General features: G+C 55.6%; 12 protein-coding genes and 8 pseudogenes. 10 read left to right on the top strand and 10 right to left on the bottom strand.

Annotated elements, in window-relative coordinates:
- The first annotated feature begins 1 nt into the window (after window position 1).
- Window positions 2-322 (top strand): DUF8156 family protein, encoded by a 321-nt coding sequence (locus OSC37_RS17735; RefSeq protein WP_267164274.1) that lies wholly within the window; start codon window positions 2-4, stop codon window positions 320-322.
- On the top strand, window positions 319-966 hold the full coding sequence (locus OSC37_RS17730) for a ribonuclease H-like domain-containing protein (RefSeq protein WP_267164273.1): 648 nt from the start codon (window positions 319-321) through the stop codon (window positions 964-966). Before OSC37_RS17735 ends, OSC37_RS17730 begins: the two co-directional genes overlap by 4 nt.
- A gap of 41 nt (window positions 967-1,007) precedes the next feature.
- Here the strand turns inward: OSC37_RS17730 and OSC37_RS19225 are convergent, their stop codons facing one another.
- Together OSC37_RS19225 and OSC37_RS17720 are read right to left on the bottom strand one after the other, a co-directional pair.
- A complete protein-coding gene (locus tag OSC37_RS19225) occupies window positions 1,008-1,436 on the bottom strand; it encodes a toxin-antitoxin system TumE family protein (RefSeq protein WP_497007721.1) in 429 nt (142 codons plus the stop codon).
- A 50-nt stretch (window positions 1,437-1,486) separates the two neighbouring features.
- Window positions 1,487-2,035, bottom strand: a complete 549-nt coding sequence (locus OSC37_RS17720) for a DUF7342 family protein (protein ID WP_382187566.1) — start codon at window positions 2,033-2,035, stop codon at window positions 1,487-1,489.
- Between the two features lie 255 nt (window positions 2,036-2,290).
- Between OSC37_RS17720 and OSC37_RS17715 the strand changes: the two are divergent.
- Window positions 2,291-2,506: pseudogene (locus OSC37_RS17715) on the top strand (zinc ribbon domain-containing protein); the annotation flags it as partial.
- A 309-nt stretch (window positions 2,507-2,815) separates the two neighbouring features.
- Here OSC37_RS17715 and OSC37_RS17710 read toward each other — a convergent pair.
- Both OSC37_RS17710 and OSC37_RS17705 read right to left on the bottom strand, forming a co-directional pair.
- Window positions 2,816-3,253, bottom strand: coding sequence for a toxin-antitoxin system TumE family protein (locus tag OSC37_RS17710; protein ID WP_267164270.1), 438 nt, complete (start codon window positions 3,251-3,253; stop codon window positions 2,816-2,818).
- 1 nt (window position 3,254) lies between these two features.
- Window positions 3,255-3,783: pseudogene (locus tag OSC37_RS17705) on the bottom strand (DUF7342 family protein).
- A gap of 141 nt (window positions 3,784-3,924) precedes the next feature.
- Between OSC37_RS17705 and OSC37_RS17700 the strand changes: the two are divergent.
- Window positions 3,925-6,074: pseudogene (locus OSC37_RS17700) on the top strand (type B DNA-directed DNA polymerase).
- A gap of 607 nt (window positions 6,075-6,681) precedes the next feature.
- On the opposite strand, the pseudogene OSC37_RS17695 reads toward OSC37_RS17700, so the two are convergent.
- A pseudogene (locus tag OSC37_RS17695) lies at window positions 6,682-7,953 on the bottom strand (orc1/cdc6 family replication initiation protein); the annotation flags it as partial.
- On the opposite strand from OSC37_RS17695, the pseudogene OSC37_RS17690 reads away from it, so the two are divergent.
- Together OSC37_RS17690 and OSC37_RS17685 are read left to right on the top strand one after the other, a co-directional pair.
- Window positions 7,939-8,547: pseudogene (locus OSC37_RS17690) on the top strand (RNA-guided endonuclease InsQ/TnpB family protein); the annotation flags it as partial. The pseudogenes OSC37_RS17695 and OSC37_RS17690 sit on opposite strands and share 15 nt — an antisense overlap.
- A 16-nt stretch (window positions 8,548-8,563) precedes the next feature.
- Window positions 8,564-9,067: pseudogene (locus tag OSC37_RS17685) on the top strand (hypothetical protein); the annotation flags it as partial.
- Between the two features lie 198 nt (window positions 9,068-9,265).
- On the opposite strand, the gene OSC37_RS17680 reads toward OSC37_RS17685, so the two are convergent.
- The 3 genes from OSC37_RS17680 to OSC37_RS17670 all read right to left on the bottom strand — a co-directional run bounded on the left by OSC37_RS17680 (window position 9,266) and on the right by OSC37_RS17670 (window position 11,139).
- Window positions 9,266-9,676: a dual specificity protein phosphatase family protein gene (locus tag OSC37_RS17680; RefSeq protein WP_267164268.1), complete on the bottom strand. Its 411-nt coding sequence runs from the start codon at window positions 9,674-9,676 to the stop codon at window positions 9,266-9,268.
- Window positions 9,664-10,689, bottom strand: coding sequence for a hypothetical protein (locus tag OSC37_RS17675; RefSeq protein WP_267164267.1), 1,026 nt, complete (start codon window positions 10,687-10,689; stop codon window positions 9,664-9,666). Before OSC37_RS17675 ends, OSC37_RS17680 begins: the two co-directional genes overlap by 13 nt.
- A 147-nt stretch (window positions 10,690-10,836) precedes the next feature.
- The gene (locus OSC37_RS17670; RefSeq protein ID WP_267164266.1) at window positions 10,837-11,139 is read right to left on the bottom strand and encodes a DUF6788 family protein; all 303 of its coding nucleotides are present in this window, start codon (window positions 11,137-11,139) and stop codon (window positions 10,837-10,839) included.
- Between the two features lie 262 nt (window positions 11,140-11,401).
- On the opposite strand from OSC37_RS17670, the gene OSC37_RS17665 reads away from it, so the two are divergent.
- Window positions 11,402-11,827, top strand: coding sequence for a DUF21 domain-containing protein (locus tag OSC37_RS17665; protein ID WP_382187450.1), 426 nt, complete (start codon window positions 11,402-11,404; stop codon window positions 11,825-11,827).
- On the opposite strand, the gene OSC37_RS17660 is transcribed toward OSC37_RS17665, so the two are convergent.
- Together OSC37_RS17660 and OSC37_RS17655 are read right to left on the bottom strand one after the other, a co-directional pair.
- Window positions 11,824-12,330, bottom strand: coding sequence for a transposase (locus OSC37_RS17660; protein WP_267164265.1), 507 nt, complete (start codon window positions 12,328-12,330; stop codon window positions 11,824-11,826). The two genes, OSC37_RS17665 and OSC37_RS17660, sit on opposite strands and share 4 nt — an antisense overlap.
- A 53-nt stretch (window positions 12,331-12,383) precedes the next feature.
- Window positions 12,384-12,893: an IS630 family transposase gene (locus OSC37_RS17655; protein ID WP_267162485.1), complete on the bottom strand. Its 510-nt coding sequence runs from the start codon at window positions 12,891-12,893 to the stop codon at window positions 12,384-12,386.
- 47 nt (window positions 12,894-12,940) lie between these two features.
- Here OSC37_RS17655 and OSC37_RS17650 point away from each other — a divergent pair.
- The 3 genes and pseudogenes from OSC37_RS17650 to OSC37_RS17640 form a co-directional block, all read left to right on the top strand.
- Window positions 12,941-13,714, top strand: a pseudogene (locus OSC37_RS17650) (hemolysin family protein); the annotation flags it as partial.
- Window positions 13,715-13,828: 114 nt separating this feature from the next.
- The gene (locus OSC37_RS17645; protein ID WP_267164264.1) at window positions 13,829-14,698 is read left to right on the top strand and encodes a universal stress protein; all 870 of its coding nucleotides are present in this window, start codon (window positions 13,829-13,831) and stop codon (window positions 14,696-14,698) included.
- Window positions 14,699-15,032: 334 nt separating this feature from the next.
- Window positions 15,033-15,278: pseudogene (locus OSC37_RS17640) on the top strand (zinc ribbon domain-containing protein); the annotation flags it as partial.
- Window positions 15,279-15,303 lie beyond the last annotated feature (25 nt).

Genomic DNA, 15,303 nt, shown 5'->3' with positions numbered 1-15,303 from the left:
GATGGGGCGTACGAACCCGACGTATCGAGACGCACTCCGAGCCATCGAGGAACGCTGGACAGACTTCAGGCGGGCACTACGACGTCGCGACCAACCACGGTTCGACCGCCTGTTCGAGTACGCCCGCGAGCACGCCGACGCGAGCGGACTGTTGAACCACCAGAATCCGCTGCTTCCGGGGTTACTCAGTATCGATCTCGAACAGGAGAACCGCCTTGATGACCACGAGGAACGCCTGGCGGAGCTTGAACAACGGATTTCGGACGCGGAGCCCGACCGACAGCAATCGACAGGAGAAGATACCACTGGAGAAATGGAATGACGGATCTGACGACAATTGCCTTCGATATCGAGACGACAGGGTTTGAGACCGACGATGAACTCACAGTAGCTGGGTTTGATTCGGCGGTTTCCTCTCGCGTGTTTCTCAATACCGGTGGAACAACCCCGCCGGCAGCCCTCGCAGATCAAATAAACAACACGCTCCAGACACCGGTACAGCTCTCCTACCATGATACCGAGCAGGAGCTCTTGACTGAGCTGACAACATTCACCACATCCACGCTCACCCAACGAGATGCTAAGCTCGTCGCGTACAACGGCGAGCGATGGAACGGCGGATTTGACTTGCCGTTTCTCCGGACCCGGCTCTGTACACACGGTCTCGAATGGCCCTTTGGGACGCTCCCGTACGTCGACGTAATGGATGTTTTCGAGAAACGGTTCAATACCAGTGAGGATACGTTGGAGGGCGTCTATGGCGAACTGATTGGTTCAGGGTTGAACGACCTCGATCCATTCGCCGACAGTAGGGAAGCGGTTACAGCGTGGGAAAAAAGTACATATGAGCGCCTAATTATTCACAACGTCGCCGACATCCGACGAACCCGAGCGCTGATGGACCTCGCAGAACGGTACTGCTCGAAGTCATATTTCTCGGTGAAATCACTTGATCCGGTTCTTTGAGGTATTTGTGCCGGTAGAAACCCGTGTCGTCAAGAATCCTGCTATGGTGGATTTTCTGCATCGTTGAGTCCATCGAATGTCTCATTCGTGTAGGCGTATCGCCACCGTTGGAGAATCGCTCGCGTGACCAAAGAGGCCTCACACACGGTAATGCAAGATGGCTCAACAGGGCGACTTGGAGCGTCGGGGGGTGGATGGAAGTGTTGTCTCGGTGCGTCGGGTTTCGCGTGACAGTCGAACCGAAAATCCCGACCTTGGTTGTCCGTGTAGTGGGCGGCGTAGTTCCCAGTCAGACTCCATCGTATGTCGAGTCGGGCCGTATCCGCTACGCCGATGCCGTCGGACAATTCAATCGAAAGTGTTTGTGGATTCAGAGGTTCGTCTAGTGAAGCTTCCTCAACCAGCGGCTCTTGATCAACAACTAAATCTCGGATCTCGCGTAATGCTCCGGCATCGATCGGCCCAAACATCTCAGCCTGTTCGGCCGGCTGGCTATCCGAGGAGGGTCCCTCGTCATCAGTCATACGATAATCGACGTGTCACTGTTGCCATCGTCGTCCGTATCCGTGCCAGTGAGATGGCCAGTACGACTTGCTTCAGCAATCGCAAGTGTCGCTTGTGCCAGCGCGAGGTTACGGCGGGTCGTTTGCCACTCTCTGAGCAACGCCCCATAGTCGCTATCGGCGTCCTCAATGTTTAGTTCCCGGGCGAGTTCCTCGGGCGAATTAACGCCGTACTTGTCACGCCAGTCTTGGATCTGTGCTTTCAAATCGGCGATTCCAGAAGCAATCTCTTCGGGTGTCCGTTCTGCAAGCAGCGACTGTGCATGCTCGGTGACGATACCTGTTTCTGACCGGCAGTACAGCGTGGTCTGTCCGTCCTGAGATGTCGCCACCTCGCCAGCATTCACGAGCGTCCGCAGGTGCTTTCGTGCTGTCGTCGACGAAACACGAGCGCGGTCAGCAATCTGAGATGCGGATGTCGGATCGTAGGTAGTGCGGATGATTCCGTAGACTCGTTCGAAGGGTGTCGTGTCCTCGATCCACTCCTCAACGACAGCGTCGTTTATATTACGGCGGTCGGTACCGCCATCAGGACTCACTCGGTTGGGTGGGAGCGTTTCCTCAGACATCGTATCCTAACTAACGAGAGATAGGTATAATAATTTGTGGGACAGTATATTTGTCTGGACAGAGAGATCCCAACCTGTTGCCAGAAGATATTGACCACAAGGTACTCAGGCTACTCTGCCTTTGACATCCTCCCACGACTGAAGTCCGTGGGCATTCTCCTTAATCATCTGTATTGACATCCTCCTCCGCCTGACGGAGAGAGCTTCAAGTGTCTGAAATGCGGCTACCAAAACCACGCTGATTACAACGCCGCAAAAAACATCGGATTGCGGTATCTCCGTCGTAACCAAACTGGGGACGACGGAGGCGCACCCGTAAGCATGCGCTTGAATCGCGGGACGCTGAACGCGAACGGAGAGTATGAGCCTCCTGCCGGAAATCCCGGCCAGAGTCGGAGTCCACCCTAAAGCCTCATCCTCAACGAAGCGAGGTCGTCAGACCGAGCGAAGTAGGGTTGGGTAGTTTACTCGGCCTTGGATATGCTGGGACGGATGTACGATGAGATAGAGACCGACGCTGATTACCGGATGGGGCCGACTTGATCACACCCGTATCCGAACGATCCTACTGCCGAATCTTACCAATCGTCATCGTACGTTAACCAACATTATCGACGAAGAGCTAAGATTTGTTGGTTAATAATAGACCCTCAATCTTGGAAATTATTCAACAAACAGATGACGGAAGACGGGTCTGCTCTCGTGATAGACCAGCGGTCACCAGAGAGACACAATACGCTGTTCGACCGCCTGAAACACGTTCGAGTAGACATCGAGTGGATGAAGTGAAGAGAGTTCAAGATCTGAGACCTCGCTGCCTCTCGGCGGTTCGTGAAAATGCAGCCGAGTGTTGTGCGGATTTGGGTGTCGATCCCATCGACACTCCCAGTTATCATCTTCCCGAGATTCGAGGTAGTGAATTGAAAAGTCGTCAGTCGTGAACCACCGGATATCGACTCGAGTTGCGGTCACTGACTCAGGATACCGTCCCGAGTCCAGTAACGCTCGCAGTAGCCGGGGCTCATACGGATCCGGCTCGAAGACGGTCTCAGCGACCAGTGAATCCGAGGCAAGCTGCCGCTCAAGAAGACGCAACGTCTGTCGATCAGGAGGTCCCGTTGAGTTGGGTCCTGAATTCTCTGTTGGGGAACCCATCTTAGGCAGGGATCAGATGGCCGTCGTTTTGCGAGAGTTGCCGGGCAAGTTCGTACAGGCGAATATCACGAATTACGCCTTTCCATTCACTCACTGCGTTCATGCGTTCGTGGATCGTCTCGTGATTGCCAGCATCGAACACGGAGACAGAATCCGGATTCGTGGTTCCGAACAGCTCCTCATACTCGGAGCGTTGCTCTTCGAGATTCTGCAACACGGTCAACGATTTCTTCAACAGAGAGATCAGAGGCAACCCGATTCGCGTCTTGCCATTCAAGATACCCTGCGTTTCGTTCGTACGTTGCAGGGCGACTCTCGCGATGCGCCCGGACAATACCCATCTCTGTCAGACGATCAAGGTGCTTTTTTGCTGTATTCGGAGAGCAGTCTGCAAGCTCTGCAATATCAGTGTATGCTGTCGGCGACGTGACCCCGAGAATTACATCGTAGACACGGCTAAAGGTATCTGATCCTTCTTGCCACCGTGGCTGGTCGGTATCAGGTTCAGGAGCTGGATCGAACTCAGTCATAGTAGTACAGATGTGCTGTGTCTCAATATATCTTTGTGTTACTCAAATATCTGTAAGCTGCGAAAGTAAAACATCCGTCTCTGAAATCCGGAAGTGACACGCCATCGGTTATCCGACACGCAGCGGTCGGTTCTATACAGAATGGCGTTCACCATCGACTTCTTGGACGACGGTCGCGTTCTTGAGTGCGAAACAACCGTCGACGGCGCCGTCGCAACAGAGCGCGGTGACTACACCCCACGCTTCTACGTCGCTGCCCGGAACCCTGACGACGACATCGACCTCACGGCACTCCGATCGTTCTACGACCAACACCCCGACGTTGTCGCGACCAAGATGGTGACGCGTCGTCCCGGGTTCCGTCGCGACAAGGAGTCAGTCCTCGCCGTCGACGTCGGTCACATCGACTGTGTCACCCCACTCGCACAGCAGGCACGCCAGCTGAACATGTATCCGGTCGGGGACCTCGCCTGTTTCAACGTGGATTTCTCGCGAGAATTTCGCTACTGTCTCGAGGAAGACGTCGATCCGACGCGGACCAATGAGCTGTCGACGCTCCGGCTCAGCGTTCCGGTGACCGAAACGAGCAACGACAGCTATGGGGGGCTGTCTGTCGCAGGTGACACCGTTACCGGCTCGCCGACAGATATCCTGACCGCCGTCCAAGCAGCGCTCGAAAACCAGAATCCGGATATCCTGGTCTGCTCGACGAGTGAAATTATCCCGACGCTGTACGAGATGGCCGCGGCCGCCAGCGTCGACGAATTCACGCTGAGCCGGTGGTCCGGCGTCGACTACCAGCAACTTGCAAGTCGGTCGACATACTCGAGCTACGGCCGGGTGGGCCACTCGCCGGCGCGGTATAACGTACCCGGACGGGCGATTATCGACGAGAGTAACACGTTCTTCTACGGGGAGACGAATCTCGACGGTGTCCTCGATCTCGTCTCACGCTCGAAGAAGCCCGTCCAGGAGCTGGCGTGGGCATCCATCGGCAACGTGCTGACCGCGATTCAGATTTGTGAGGCCCACGACCGCGGCGTACTCGTCCCGTGGAACTCTTGGCGTCACGAGTTTTACAAGCCGATGGGGACGCTTCACGACGCCGACCGCGGCGGCTTCATCTTCGCGCCCGAGGTCGGCGTCCACGAGGATGTCCACGAACTCGACTTCTCAAGTCTGTATCCGAACATCATCTGCACCCGGAACGTCTCACCCGATGTCATCCGGTGTGACTGTCACAGCGACCGCGAGGATGTCCCTGGACTAGGGTACTCGATTTGCGACGAACGCGGCTATCTCGTTGATGTCCTTCAACCCATCATCGATGCTCGCGACGAAATCAAGGCGGCCATTCGTCACGAGAAATGTCAGGACAACTCCGACAAGGACCGGCTGGCCGAACTCGAGGGGCGGTCGGGAGCGCTGAAATGGATTCTCGTCGCCTGCTTCGGCTACCAGGGATTCAGCAACGCGAAGTTCGGGCGGATCGAATGCCACGAGGCGATCAACGCGTATGCTCGCGAAATTCTGCTGACGGCGAAACAGCGGCTGGAAGCCGGTGGTTGGCGGGTCGTCCATGGAATCATTGATTCGATCTGGGTGACAACGGACCCCGATGTCGACGATGAAGACCGCGAGGACCTCAACGCGCTTGCGACGGAGATTACGGAGGATGTCGAGATCCGACTCGAACACGAAGCACATTATGACTGGGTTGCGTTCGTCCCGCAGCGGGAGAGCGACGCCGGCGCGTTGACAAAGTACTTCGGGAAGGTAGCCGGCAATAACGACTTCAAGATACGCGGTATCGAAGCTCGGCAGCGCTCAACCCCAGCGTTCATCAAGGACGTCCAACGAAGCTGTCTCGAACGGCTAGATGTGACTCAATCACCGGACGCCGTCCTCGATTGTCTTCAGGATGCGATCAAGCGCCTTCATTCTAGAACAGTACCAGTCGAACAACTCGTCGAACGGAATCGTGTCTCTAAACCGCAGAGGGCTACACGCAGAACACACAGAACGTGGCAGCGCTGAAGCGGGCTCGAGACCAGGACCTCGCTGTCCACCCGGGACAGGACATCCAATACGTGGTTGTCGACGACGAGAAGACCTCGCGGGAACAGGTCGTGTTGGCTCAAGAGGAGATCGAATCGTACGATGCGTCGTACTATGAGACTCAGCTTATCCGGGCGATAGAGAGTGTCCTCTCTCCACTTGGATGGGATCGCACGGACATTCAACAAGAACTCTCAGGGGCGCGTGAACCAGAACTAACCGATTTCCAGTGACCCAGTAGTGGATGGTTTCATAGAGAACTGCGGTTACACTCCCTCCCCCCGTCATCGATGTGTAAAACCATGAGAGGAAGGAGGCGTGACGAGAGGAGAATGGCGGAGAACCGGCAAGAATGCCACAGACATGAAGAAGAGGAACTCAGCGTCCGAGATTTCATTCTCGTAAGCACTGCATATTGTCTGACGAAGTTTTATATGCAGTGCGTTGTAACCAAATCCGCACTAGATTAAGATGCAAAGGTTAGGAGAAGAAAAACTTCGACTAACCGAGCAAGAATATCTTCATCATGCTCGTTGTTTGTCTTCGCAATTTTCCCTGAATCAACGGTCTTGTGGCGTCAAACCCGACTTTCGTAGTTTGTCTCTTGCAAGTTTCTCTTTCTCCCCTGTGCTGTTTACACATCGATGACGGGGGGTGGGGGTTACGAGACACGGTCTCGTTATCTTTTCTCCAGTAGGTTCGAAGGATAGTGGGAGGCTACTCCGTGCATTCTGACTCACCGGCACCAGTTCAGACTTCTCTCGACCTGTGTCCCGCTCCTGACTGGAATTTACACATCGAACACGGGGGGTGTTCTAAGCTATATCGTCGATCGGGACTTCACTCGTCGTGGAATTCTTTCAGTTGAGCATTCACGACCGAACTGAGGAGTTCTTCCTGCTGGACTATTCCTTCCAAGCGTGTATCATCGACAATCCGAGTCATCATCGCTTCAGGATCGCCTGTGAATGTGAATTCCATATGCATCCCGCCGCCTCGTCCACGGCTTTTCCGGGCTGTCGAAATCAATCCGTACGTTGAGAGTTCTTTGACATATTTGACGTACGTCTCACGGGTCATCTGGTCCGCATCGAGTTCGTCTGTCACCCACTGATAGACTTTGAATCCAACCGGGCTTGGGACGGAGCTTCCCGTTCGGTTCGAGTGATGCGCAACAGCTGCAGTTGCGTATAGTGAAATCTTCTTTTGCGTCGTAAGTCCCTCAACGAGCTTCAGCGAACGGTCTTTGTCGATTTCCTCTTGAGATTCTCGGACGTGGTCCTCTGTGACCACTTCATTTCCCCGCTCGTCTGCGAGGTCACCGGCACCGCGGAACAGATCGATGGCCTTCCGTGCGTCACCGTGACTTTGTGCAGCGAACGCCGCCACGAGCGGAATCACGTCGTCTTTGAGAGCATCTTGACGGAACGCATCGCGTCGATTTTCGAGAATTTCGCGCAACTGGGTCGCGTCATAGTCAGGGAAGTAGACGTCACGTGGATTGAATGAGCTCTCGGCACGCCCGTCGATGTCTTCCATAAATTTTGGATCGTTCGTCAGCGCTGCGACGGACACACGGCCTTCGATCTCGTTCGTGTTACTTGCTCGCGATAGTTGATAGAGAAGCTTCGAGTATGCGGGTTCGTCGTTTTCGCGCCGGCCGACTAAGAGGTCGATCTCGTCGAGAATGAAGATGACCGAATCGTAGTGTTCGTTGATAAGTTCGTACAGACGTCGATACTTGCGCTTCGTTGATACGCCGGTCTCTGGAACACCGGCTTCCGTACCAACGTCTTGGGCGACAGTTTGGACGAGTTCGTAGACGGCCTGATCGAGCGTATTGATTGGCTGGCAATTGATATCGACAACGCCGAACCGTTCGCCTTTGGATTGACAGAGCTCGATGATCTGTTGCGTGACGGCCCCTATGATGAGTGACTTCCCCGTCCCTGCGGGACCGTACAACAGCATATTCGGTGGTCGATTTCCTTGGAGCGTCGGCTTCAGAAATGAGACGACGGATTCAAGCTGGTCGTCACGGCCGACGATTCGCTCCTCATCGATAATCGTGTCCGGTTCGACGAGGTCACGGTTGACGAAAACCTCGCAGTCACGAGTACCGCCTACTTTTTCAGCGGGCGGGAGTTAACCCACAACCTCCGCGAGTTCGAAAAAGTACGCGCCGGACTCCAACAGACCGGGACGCGAAGCGCCCACCGGGCGTCGAACGCCATCGTGGACGAGGCACTCCGGTACGAGTGTGACGTAATCGCGTTCGAGGATTTGGCCCATATTCGCGACCGCACCGGAGCGTCGTGGGGGCACACGTGGGCGTTCCGAACACTGTACGAGCAAGTAGCGTACAAAGCCGAAGCAGAGGGTATTTCTGTGAAGCAAGTGGGGTCGGCGTACACGTCTAAGCGGTGTGCCGAGTGTGGATTCACGGCGGACGAGAATCGCCCGAATCGAAACGATTTCCGGTGTCAGAAGTGTGACTCGGAAGCGAACGCAGATTATAACGCGGCGAAGAATATCGGTATGCGGTACGTCCGTCGAGGCCAACAGTCGTCTCGGCGGACGGGCGACAGTCAACTCGCCCTAAAGTCTGGGACTGTGACGCCAAGTGGGGGATACACCGCCCACCCGGAAGGGTTCGACGCCGAATCCATGGACAAGCCCCACCCTCAAAGTGCCGAAGGCGCATAGGGTGGGGTAGTTGACCCAGCAGGTTGCGAACAAGCTCGTTCTCACCGACGAGATGCAAGAGCGCAGCGAGCCGTTCCCCGACACGGATCAACTAATGGTCCGGCTGGTCAGCAACGAGGATATCTTCCTGTTCAAGGCGATCGCCGGGCGCGACGACGACATCGAGGACATGAATATGCTGGTGCAGGCCGGCCTCGATTACGATGTCGTCCGGAATGAACTCGAAGCCCAGATCGAACGCCTGGGTGACGATCAGTTCGCAACGTTCGCGAACGAAGCCTTGGTCGAACTTGAGGAACGGTACGGGGTGACCACGTCGATCGAGGGCCGCCTCCAAGAGCTCACGAATAGGTACTACCGAGGGCTCGAAGTCCTCCAGGCACTCGATGAGCCGATGACCGTCGATGAGTTAGCTGCCGAATTAGAGCTGGACACCGACGAGGTTCGCGACCGGATCGCGTATCTCACGACGTTCGACCGCGTCCGTCGAGATGATGGGACTGTTTGTCCGAGAGAATAGATTATTCTCCGGCCGTACGCAGAAGAAGCCGGGTCATCTGGGCGGGGGACAAAACTCCTGCTTGATTTCGTTATCGACGCGACGTAGATGCTTGGAGCCACTATTGGGTGAGCGTTGCTGCCAGTTGGGGGCAGGTACACGATCAAGTCGTTGACGGTCATCATTGGCTCGAACAGCCGATATTTCAGACTTCCGACCTCATCGACAGCAGCTCCGACCGTGATCACGCAGCGTTTCGTGTGTGTTGACTGGCCCAGTTTCTCGAAGCCGTTCGAACGCCTCGTCGAACGACAGTGATTCGACCCGGCTGAGTGTCGCAGCTGTAACGCAGACAGACCGACTTTGTCCTGCCGAGCAGTGTACGAGCACGCGGTGGCCTTGGCCAACCAAACTCACGGCTTTCGAGACGGCCGCTCGAAATACATCCTCGTTGTTCTGTGGCCCGTCCATCATCGAGAACGTGTAGACATCGACATGGTCCGGATAGCCGCCTGTTGGCTCTTCGTAGGTTAATTGAATCACGTGTTCGATGCCATGGCGCTGGTACTGGTCGTGGTTAGCCGCGGACTCTGTGCCGCCGTAGTACAGTTGCTCGGTCACTTCGCGCATCGGTCTTGTAGGAACGGAAGCGATTTCGCATCGATGCCAGTGAGGAGGAACGCGAGCCAACAGTTGTCACCCAGGGCCAGCGACGACTGCCCTGACATGAGCCATTGCTCCGAATCCACCCCTTCGGGACGAAACACGCTCTCGGCATGTTGTTCGACGGCCTCGAATTCCCTCAATGTGAATGGCTCTCCGAACCGGAGGAAGCCGAACCCGCCGTCGGCACTCGACCGATTACCGTCACACACGCGATGTGCCGCAGCATCCTGAAGCAACACGTCGGGGAGATTATCACGACACCCCCAACCCCGGTACAGCAGTGAGACACCACCATCCTGCAGGAGTGCATGCGCATCAGCACAGTTGAGGGGAACCGTCAGCGGATCACGAAGTGCCTCGAAGACATCTTCCACCCAGTCGATCATCACGCTGCCAGTCGTGTCGAGAACTTCCTGCTGGGATTCATCAGAGAACGCATCTGCAAAGCTGTCACGAATCCGGCCAAGATCGTACGGAACCGTTGTTCCTGCAGCATCGACGAGAGCAGTAAACGCTACAGTAGATGCTTCGGAGAGACCGTTCTCTGGAATTGCTGGGACTGCAAACACGGTCTGGTCGTCCTCAAGTGAGCGACAGACAGAAGCAGCCAGATAAGCGAGTTCTGGTTCGTCGAGACGGAGTACGACAGCAACGATATCTAGCTGGTCAAAGGGGATGTCCAGTGCTTGACCGAAATCATGGGACTCAATTCTTGATGATCGGTCATCAGGAGCAGCTTTTGACACCCGAATCTGAGTATCGGGTAGGTCGTCCATCGATTCGAGTGTGGGCTTGCCACCGAGAGCGATGTCGATGTGTGCTGCGTCCGCGTGACGGAGCCAATCGATTCCTACTGACCCACACCCGACAACGGCACATTCTGGGGGGAGAAACGCATCTGTGCTGACCAGGCACGCCCTCTCCTCTGAACACGGGCTCGTGGATTTCTCAAGAGCCGATTCCACGATATCCTCCATACACGAACTCTGAGCCACTGATACAAGAAGATCAGTCAGACAAGTAATGCTGATTGAGAGAACAGGTCTAGATGCGACAGTTTGCAGCCCCAATGCCAGCGAACAATCGAATTACTGCGAATAAAGAAATCGTATCACCAACAACAGTTATTGGTCTGGGTTAACCGGCCCCTTATATTTCGACTTCAGCTTGTCACCTTCCCGCCACTGCCAGTAGTAGTAGCGGTTGTCGTTGATCTCCTTGATTGTGATCGTGGCTTTTGACGGGACGTCGTCCGGAAGATCGTCCGGTCGGTCGTCGATTTCGTTGTCCTCCGATTTCTCCTCAAGCCGGGCCTCGCGAGCTTTGTGCTCCGCCAACTCCTCGGCATAGCGTGCGACGTGCTGAAGCTGGTCTGACGAGTAGCCGTTGAGGGTGTCGACGAGTTTGTCTCCGTTGATGAGCTTCACGTTCAGTTGGTCGGCTGAATCAAGATAGCCAGGGGTTATTTTTTGGCGCACCTGGTAGGCGGTAGTATGTGGACTTCCCTGCTCACAGCACTATCCGAGGGTCGGCTTTTACAGTACACTGTGCCGATCACCGGCATCGAACTGGGTCAAACAGCAGTCACCGCTATCGGTATGAGCCTGATTTTGCTGCTCTTGGTCGGGTCGGGGTTTTTCCTCGTCGGAGATTGCGTTGTTCTCTCTCCCAAACCACCAGATTGACGCGATGGTCGAACGAAACCTGCCCGGCGCGAAAGCGGTCAAGTCTCTCAAAGAGGACCCTCATCGCCTCCTCGTGACGATTCTTGTCGGAAATAATATCGTCAACATCACTATGTCCTCTATCTCGACAACTATCGTCGGCTTCTACTTCGACGCCGGCACAGCAGTCATCGTCTCGTCGCTCGGTATTACGTCGATGGTGCTAGTATTTGGCGAGAGCGCACCCAAATCGTACGCCGTCGAGAACACCGAACTGCATGCCCGGCGCGTTGCCCTCGGACTAACCGCTGTCGAGAAGGTGCTGTGGCCACTCATAACGGTGTTTTACTACCTGACACGCATCGTGAACCAAATTACGGGCGGCAGTCCGTCCATGGAGTCGACGTACGTCACGCGGGATGAGATTCGGAATATGATTCATAGTGACTAGGACAAATATTTGCTGGTGAGATATGGCCAAATATCTGGTTCGTTGATCGTGCTCAGCCCTTGTCGAAGATACTCTTCCAGCGTCGAGAGATCAGGAACGAGTCGATGCTTGAACCACTCCTGAAGCTGGTCCCAGCAGCCTTCGACGGCGTTTAATTCGGGAAGCTTCGACGGGAAGTACCAGACCTCGAGATCGTCACCACGTACGCACGCGACCGAACTGTCTCCGACAGTTTCGGTCGCTCGGGTGCCGCTGAGGTGCTCCCAGAGATCCCGTGCCCAGAAGTAGCCTGCCCGGTCAAGAAACACCACCAACTCGTCACCGAAGCGCTCTTGTAGCGCTTCTAACAGTCGGATTCCGTGGAACCGGGTCAGGTTCTCGTCCGTCCAGCAATAGAAGCTGTCGCCATCGTCGGTGACAGCGCCCAGCACTGTCACCGACTCCCACGAAGTCGAAGTCTCGACAGTTGGATTCGAGCCGATCGGGAACCAGCCACGCCGCAAGACAGTGCCAACGTGTTTGGTGAATTGATCGACGACAACGACAGTTTTCTCGCTCAGTTCGGGGCGTTTTTTTCGACTGTGTCTTCGAACTCGGCTTTGTCTTGGGGGTCGGCCTCGTGGTGGCGAGGCCGTGCTGTCCGACAGGACAGCCCGGCCTCTCTCAATAAGTCATACGCGTATGTTTCGTGGTATTCGACGCCATACTCCTCTTTGACGTGGTGAAGCAGAAGTTTCGCTGACCAAGCTTGTTGGTCGTAGCCGAGTTCAGTCGGTGGCTGTTGTAGTTGTTCGAAGAGTTGCTCGCGCTCTGCTCCATCGATCTTAGCCGGACCACCTGGTCGGGGAGCGTCGTAAGGAGCTTGCTCAATCGGTTGTTCCTTGAACCGATTGAGCCAATTTTGAATCGTTCGCGTAACAACACCGTGGCGCTCAGCCAGCGTGTCTATTTGATCGCCTTGCTTGCGGCCGATCGCCGCGAGAACACGTTCTCGCGGCTTTCCTTCGTCGATCTGGTCCTTGAGCTTGTAGAGTTCTTCGAGCGTGACATCGTCAAGCCGACCCATTACAGGCTCTAAGATCTCGATAAGCAAATCACTTGCCTAATCACTATCAGACGGGCGGGCGCGAGGGCGTCCTTGACGAGGAGGAACGCCAGCGCCTCCAGCGTGCTCTGCGGTTCACCGACGCCAGTGCCAAGGAAGTGATGACCCCGCGACTCGACATGGCGGCTATTTCGAGCGAGGCGACCGTTGAGCAAGCAATCAGAAAGTGCATCGGGTCAGGACATGCTCGTCTCCCGGTGTATGAGGGCTCGCTCGACAACGTCGTCGGTGTCTTCGACATCCGTGACTTGACCGAGTCGAACTACGACGAATTCGCCGACAGCAAGGTCGAAAATGAGGCCAGTCAGACGCTTCACGTTCCCGAATCGAAGAACGTCGATACACTCTTCTCCGAGATGCGCGAGAATCGACTGCACATGGTCATCGTGGTCGACGAGTTCGGTGCCACTGAGGGTCTCATCACGATGGAAGACATGACCGAAGAGATAGTCGGTGAGATACTAGCGGGTGACGAGGAAACGCCGATTCAATTCGCCGGTGACGATACTATCCTTGTGAACGGCGAGGTTAACATCGAGGAAATCAACGAAGCGCTCGACATCGTACTCCCAGAAGGCGAGGAGTTCGAGAGCATCGCAGGCTTTGTGTTCAACCTTGCAGGCCGGCTCGTTGAACAGGACGAGGAGTTCGACTACGAGAACGTCACGCTTCGAGCTGAACAGGTGGAAAACACCCGTATCCAGAAAGTCAGGGTGACAGTCGACCGCGACACTGTCGGCGCAGTCGACGAAGACATACCGGACGAGAACGACGCCGATTGACCACAGTATCTCGGCTGGAGTCGCCTCTGCGAGGCGTCGACAGCAGGAAGGGAGTCTCATAGAGAGACGGTACAAACTATTAGGGGAACAGATGACGAACCAGGACACAGACAAATGTACGAGAACATCCTGCTTCCGTACGACGGTAGTGATGGTGCAACTGAGGTACTCTACCACGCCAGCGAGATCGCACACTGGGCCGGTGCGACCATCAACGTCATCTACGTTGCCGATACCGCGCGTGACAGTGTCACGGTCGTCGAAGGCCAGACTGTCGATGTCCTCGAACGACAAGGCGAAGATATTCTTGAGGAGGCCGCAAAAACACTTGACACCCTCGGGAACAGGTACAAGACAGACGTCGTCCAGGGTAATCCAGCCCCGACCATCGTCGACTACGCCGAGCGATACAACCAAGACCTCGTTGTGATGCCAACCCACGGCCGTGAGGGTGTTTCACGATATCTCCTCGGAAGTGTTTCTGAGAAGGTCGTCCGTCTCTCGTCGGTTCCCGTACTCACAGTCCGCATGCAACCCGACGAACAACTGGTGTTCCCTTACGAGAACATCCTCATCCCGACCGACGGGAGTACCGCAGCGACACACGCTGCGAAGTCGCTGATCGAACTCGCGGCGGCGCTAGATGCGACTGTACACGTCCTGTCTGTCGTAGACGATACCGTCGGTGAAGCGGATGTCCGTCCGACGGCGTCCGAGACGGAGAGCGAACAAGCCACGACCGACGCTGTCGAAACTGTCGTCTCACAGGCCAACGCCTGCGGAGTGGCGAACACTGTCCGCCACATCGAATACGGCTCACCCGTCGAGGAAATACTGGAGAGTATCGAATCACACGAAATAGACGCTGTCGGGATGGGGACGACCGGAAAACGCGGGACTGACCGCATTCTTCTCGGAAGCGTGGCAGAAAAAACGGTTCGCTCCGCACCCGTTCCTGTGATGACCATCGCGGACTCGGAGTGACATACGACGGTCAACTGGTCACAGCAGGTTCGTTATGTGACCCGACGGTCTGCACGGCTGGGGGGAACTGTTACGTAGTCGCTACGATATAGCCGACTACACCTCCGAGTACGACGACCAACACAGCCGTGACCAACAGTATTAACGAGAGCAAACCGACCTCAGTGGTCGGCTCGTCGGTGTCTGGGTTCTCTGCCATAGTTCGACGTTGGCACTGCAATACTAAAACTGACGCTGTTGTCAGTGTTGGGACTCACCGCTTTCACGTGATGGCCTACATCTCTTTACACCAGAACGGTGAACAGCAGGCTGGTGAACACTGATGCAGCGATAGACGTGTTCGTGTTGCGGGCAGATTCGAGAGAGCAACCGCGTGGAGCGCGGTCTGTACGTCTGTGAGTCGTGCGAGACGACGATGAATGCGGGCGTGAACGGTGCGGTGAATATTCGCAGAAAGATAACTCAGAGTCTCCCGACGGAGGATATGAGTAACGGCTGGTTGGCACAGCCTGGAGTCTTCCTGTTCAACCGTGAGAGCGGACGGTTCACACCGAGAGAACAGGGAGACTGCAAACCCTAATATCCCAACGCTTGGGAGACCTCGC

Source organism: Halovenus salina, from assembly GCF_026410925.1.
Taxonomy (GTDB): domain Archaea; phylum Halobacteriota; class Halobacteria; order Halobacteriales; family Haloarculaceae; genus Halovenus; species Halovenus salina.
Note: the sequence above shows the minus strand (reverse complement) of the source record. Positions and strands in the feature narration are given on the sequence as shown.

What these genes read in the sequence shown, in the direction of transcription:
- OSC37_RS17645 (WP_267164264.1), top strand. Translation starts at nt 13,829, where the DNA reads ATGTACGAGAACATCCTGCTTCCGTACGACGGTAGTGATGGTGCAACT.
- OSC37_RS17665 (WP_382187450.1), top strand. Translation starts at nt 11,402, where the DNA reads ATGGTCGAACGAAACCTGCCCGGCGCGAAAGCGGTCAAGTCTCTCAAA.
- OSC37_RS17680 (WP_267164268.1), bottom strand. Translation starts at nt 9,676, where the DNA reads ATGCGCGAAGTGACCGAGCAACTGTACTACGGCGGCACAGAGTCCGCG.
- OSC37_RS19225 (WP_497007721.1), bottom strand. Translation starts at nt 1,436, where the DNA reads ATGTTTGGGCCGATCGATGCCGGAGCATTACGCGAGATCCGAGATTTA.
- OSC37_RS17730 (WP_267164273.1), top strand. Translation starts at nt 319, where the DNA reads ATGACGGATCTGACGACAATTGCCTTCGATATCGAGACGACAGGGTTT.
- OSC37_RS17710 (WP_267164270.1), bottom strand. Translation starts at nt 3,253, where the DNA reads ATGGGTTCCCCAACAGAGAATTCAGGACCCAACTCAACGGGACCTCCT.
- OSC37_RS17735 (WP_267164274.1), top strand. Translation starts at nt 2, where the DNA reads ATGGGGCGTACGAACCCGACGTATCGAGACGCACTCCGAGCCATCGAG.
- OSC37_RS17655 (WP_267162485.1), bottom strand. Translation starts at nt 12,893, where the DNA reads ATGGGTCGGCTTGACGATGTCACGCTCGAAGAACTCTACAAGCTCAAG.
- OSC37_RS17675 (WP_267164267.1), bottom strand. Translation starts at nt 10,689, where the DNA reads ATGGAGGATATCGTGGAATCGGCTCTTGAGAAATCCACGAGCCCGTGT.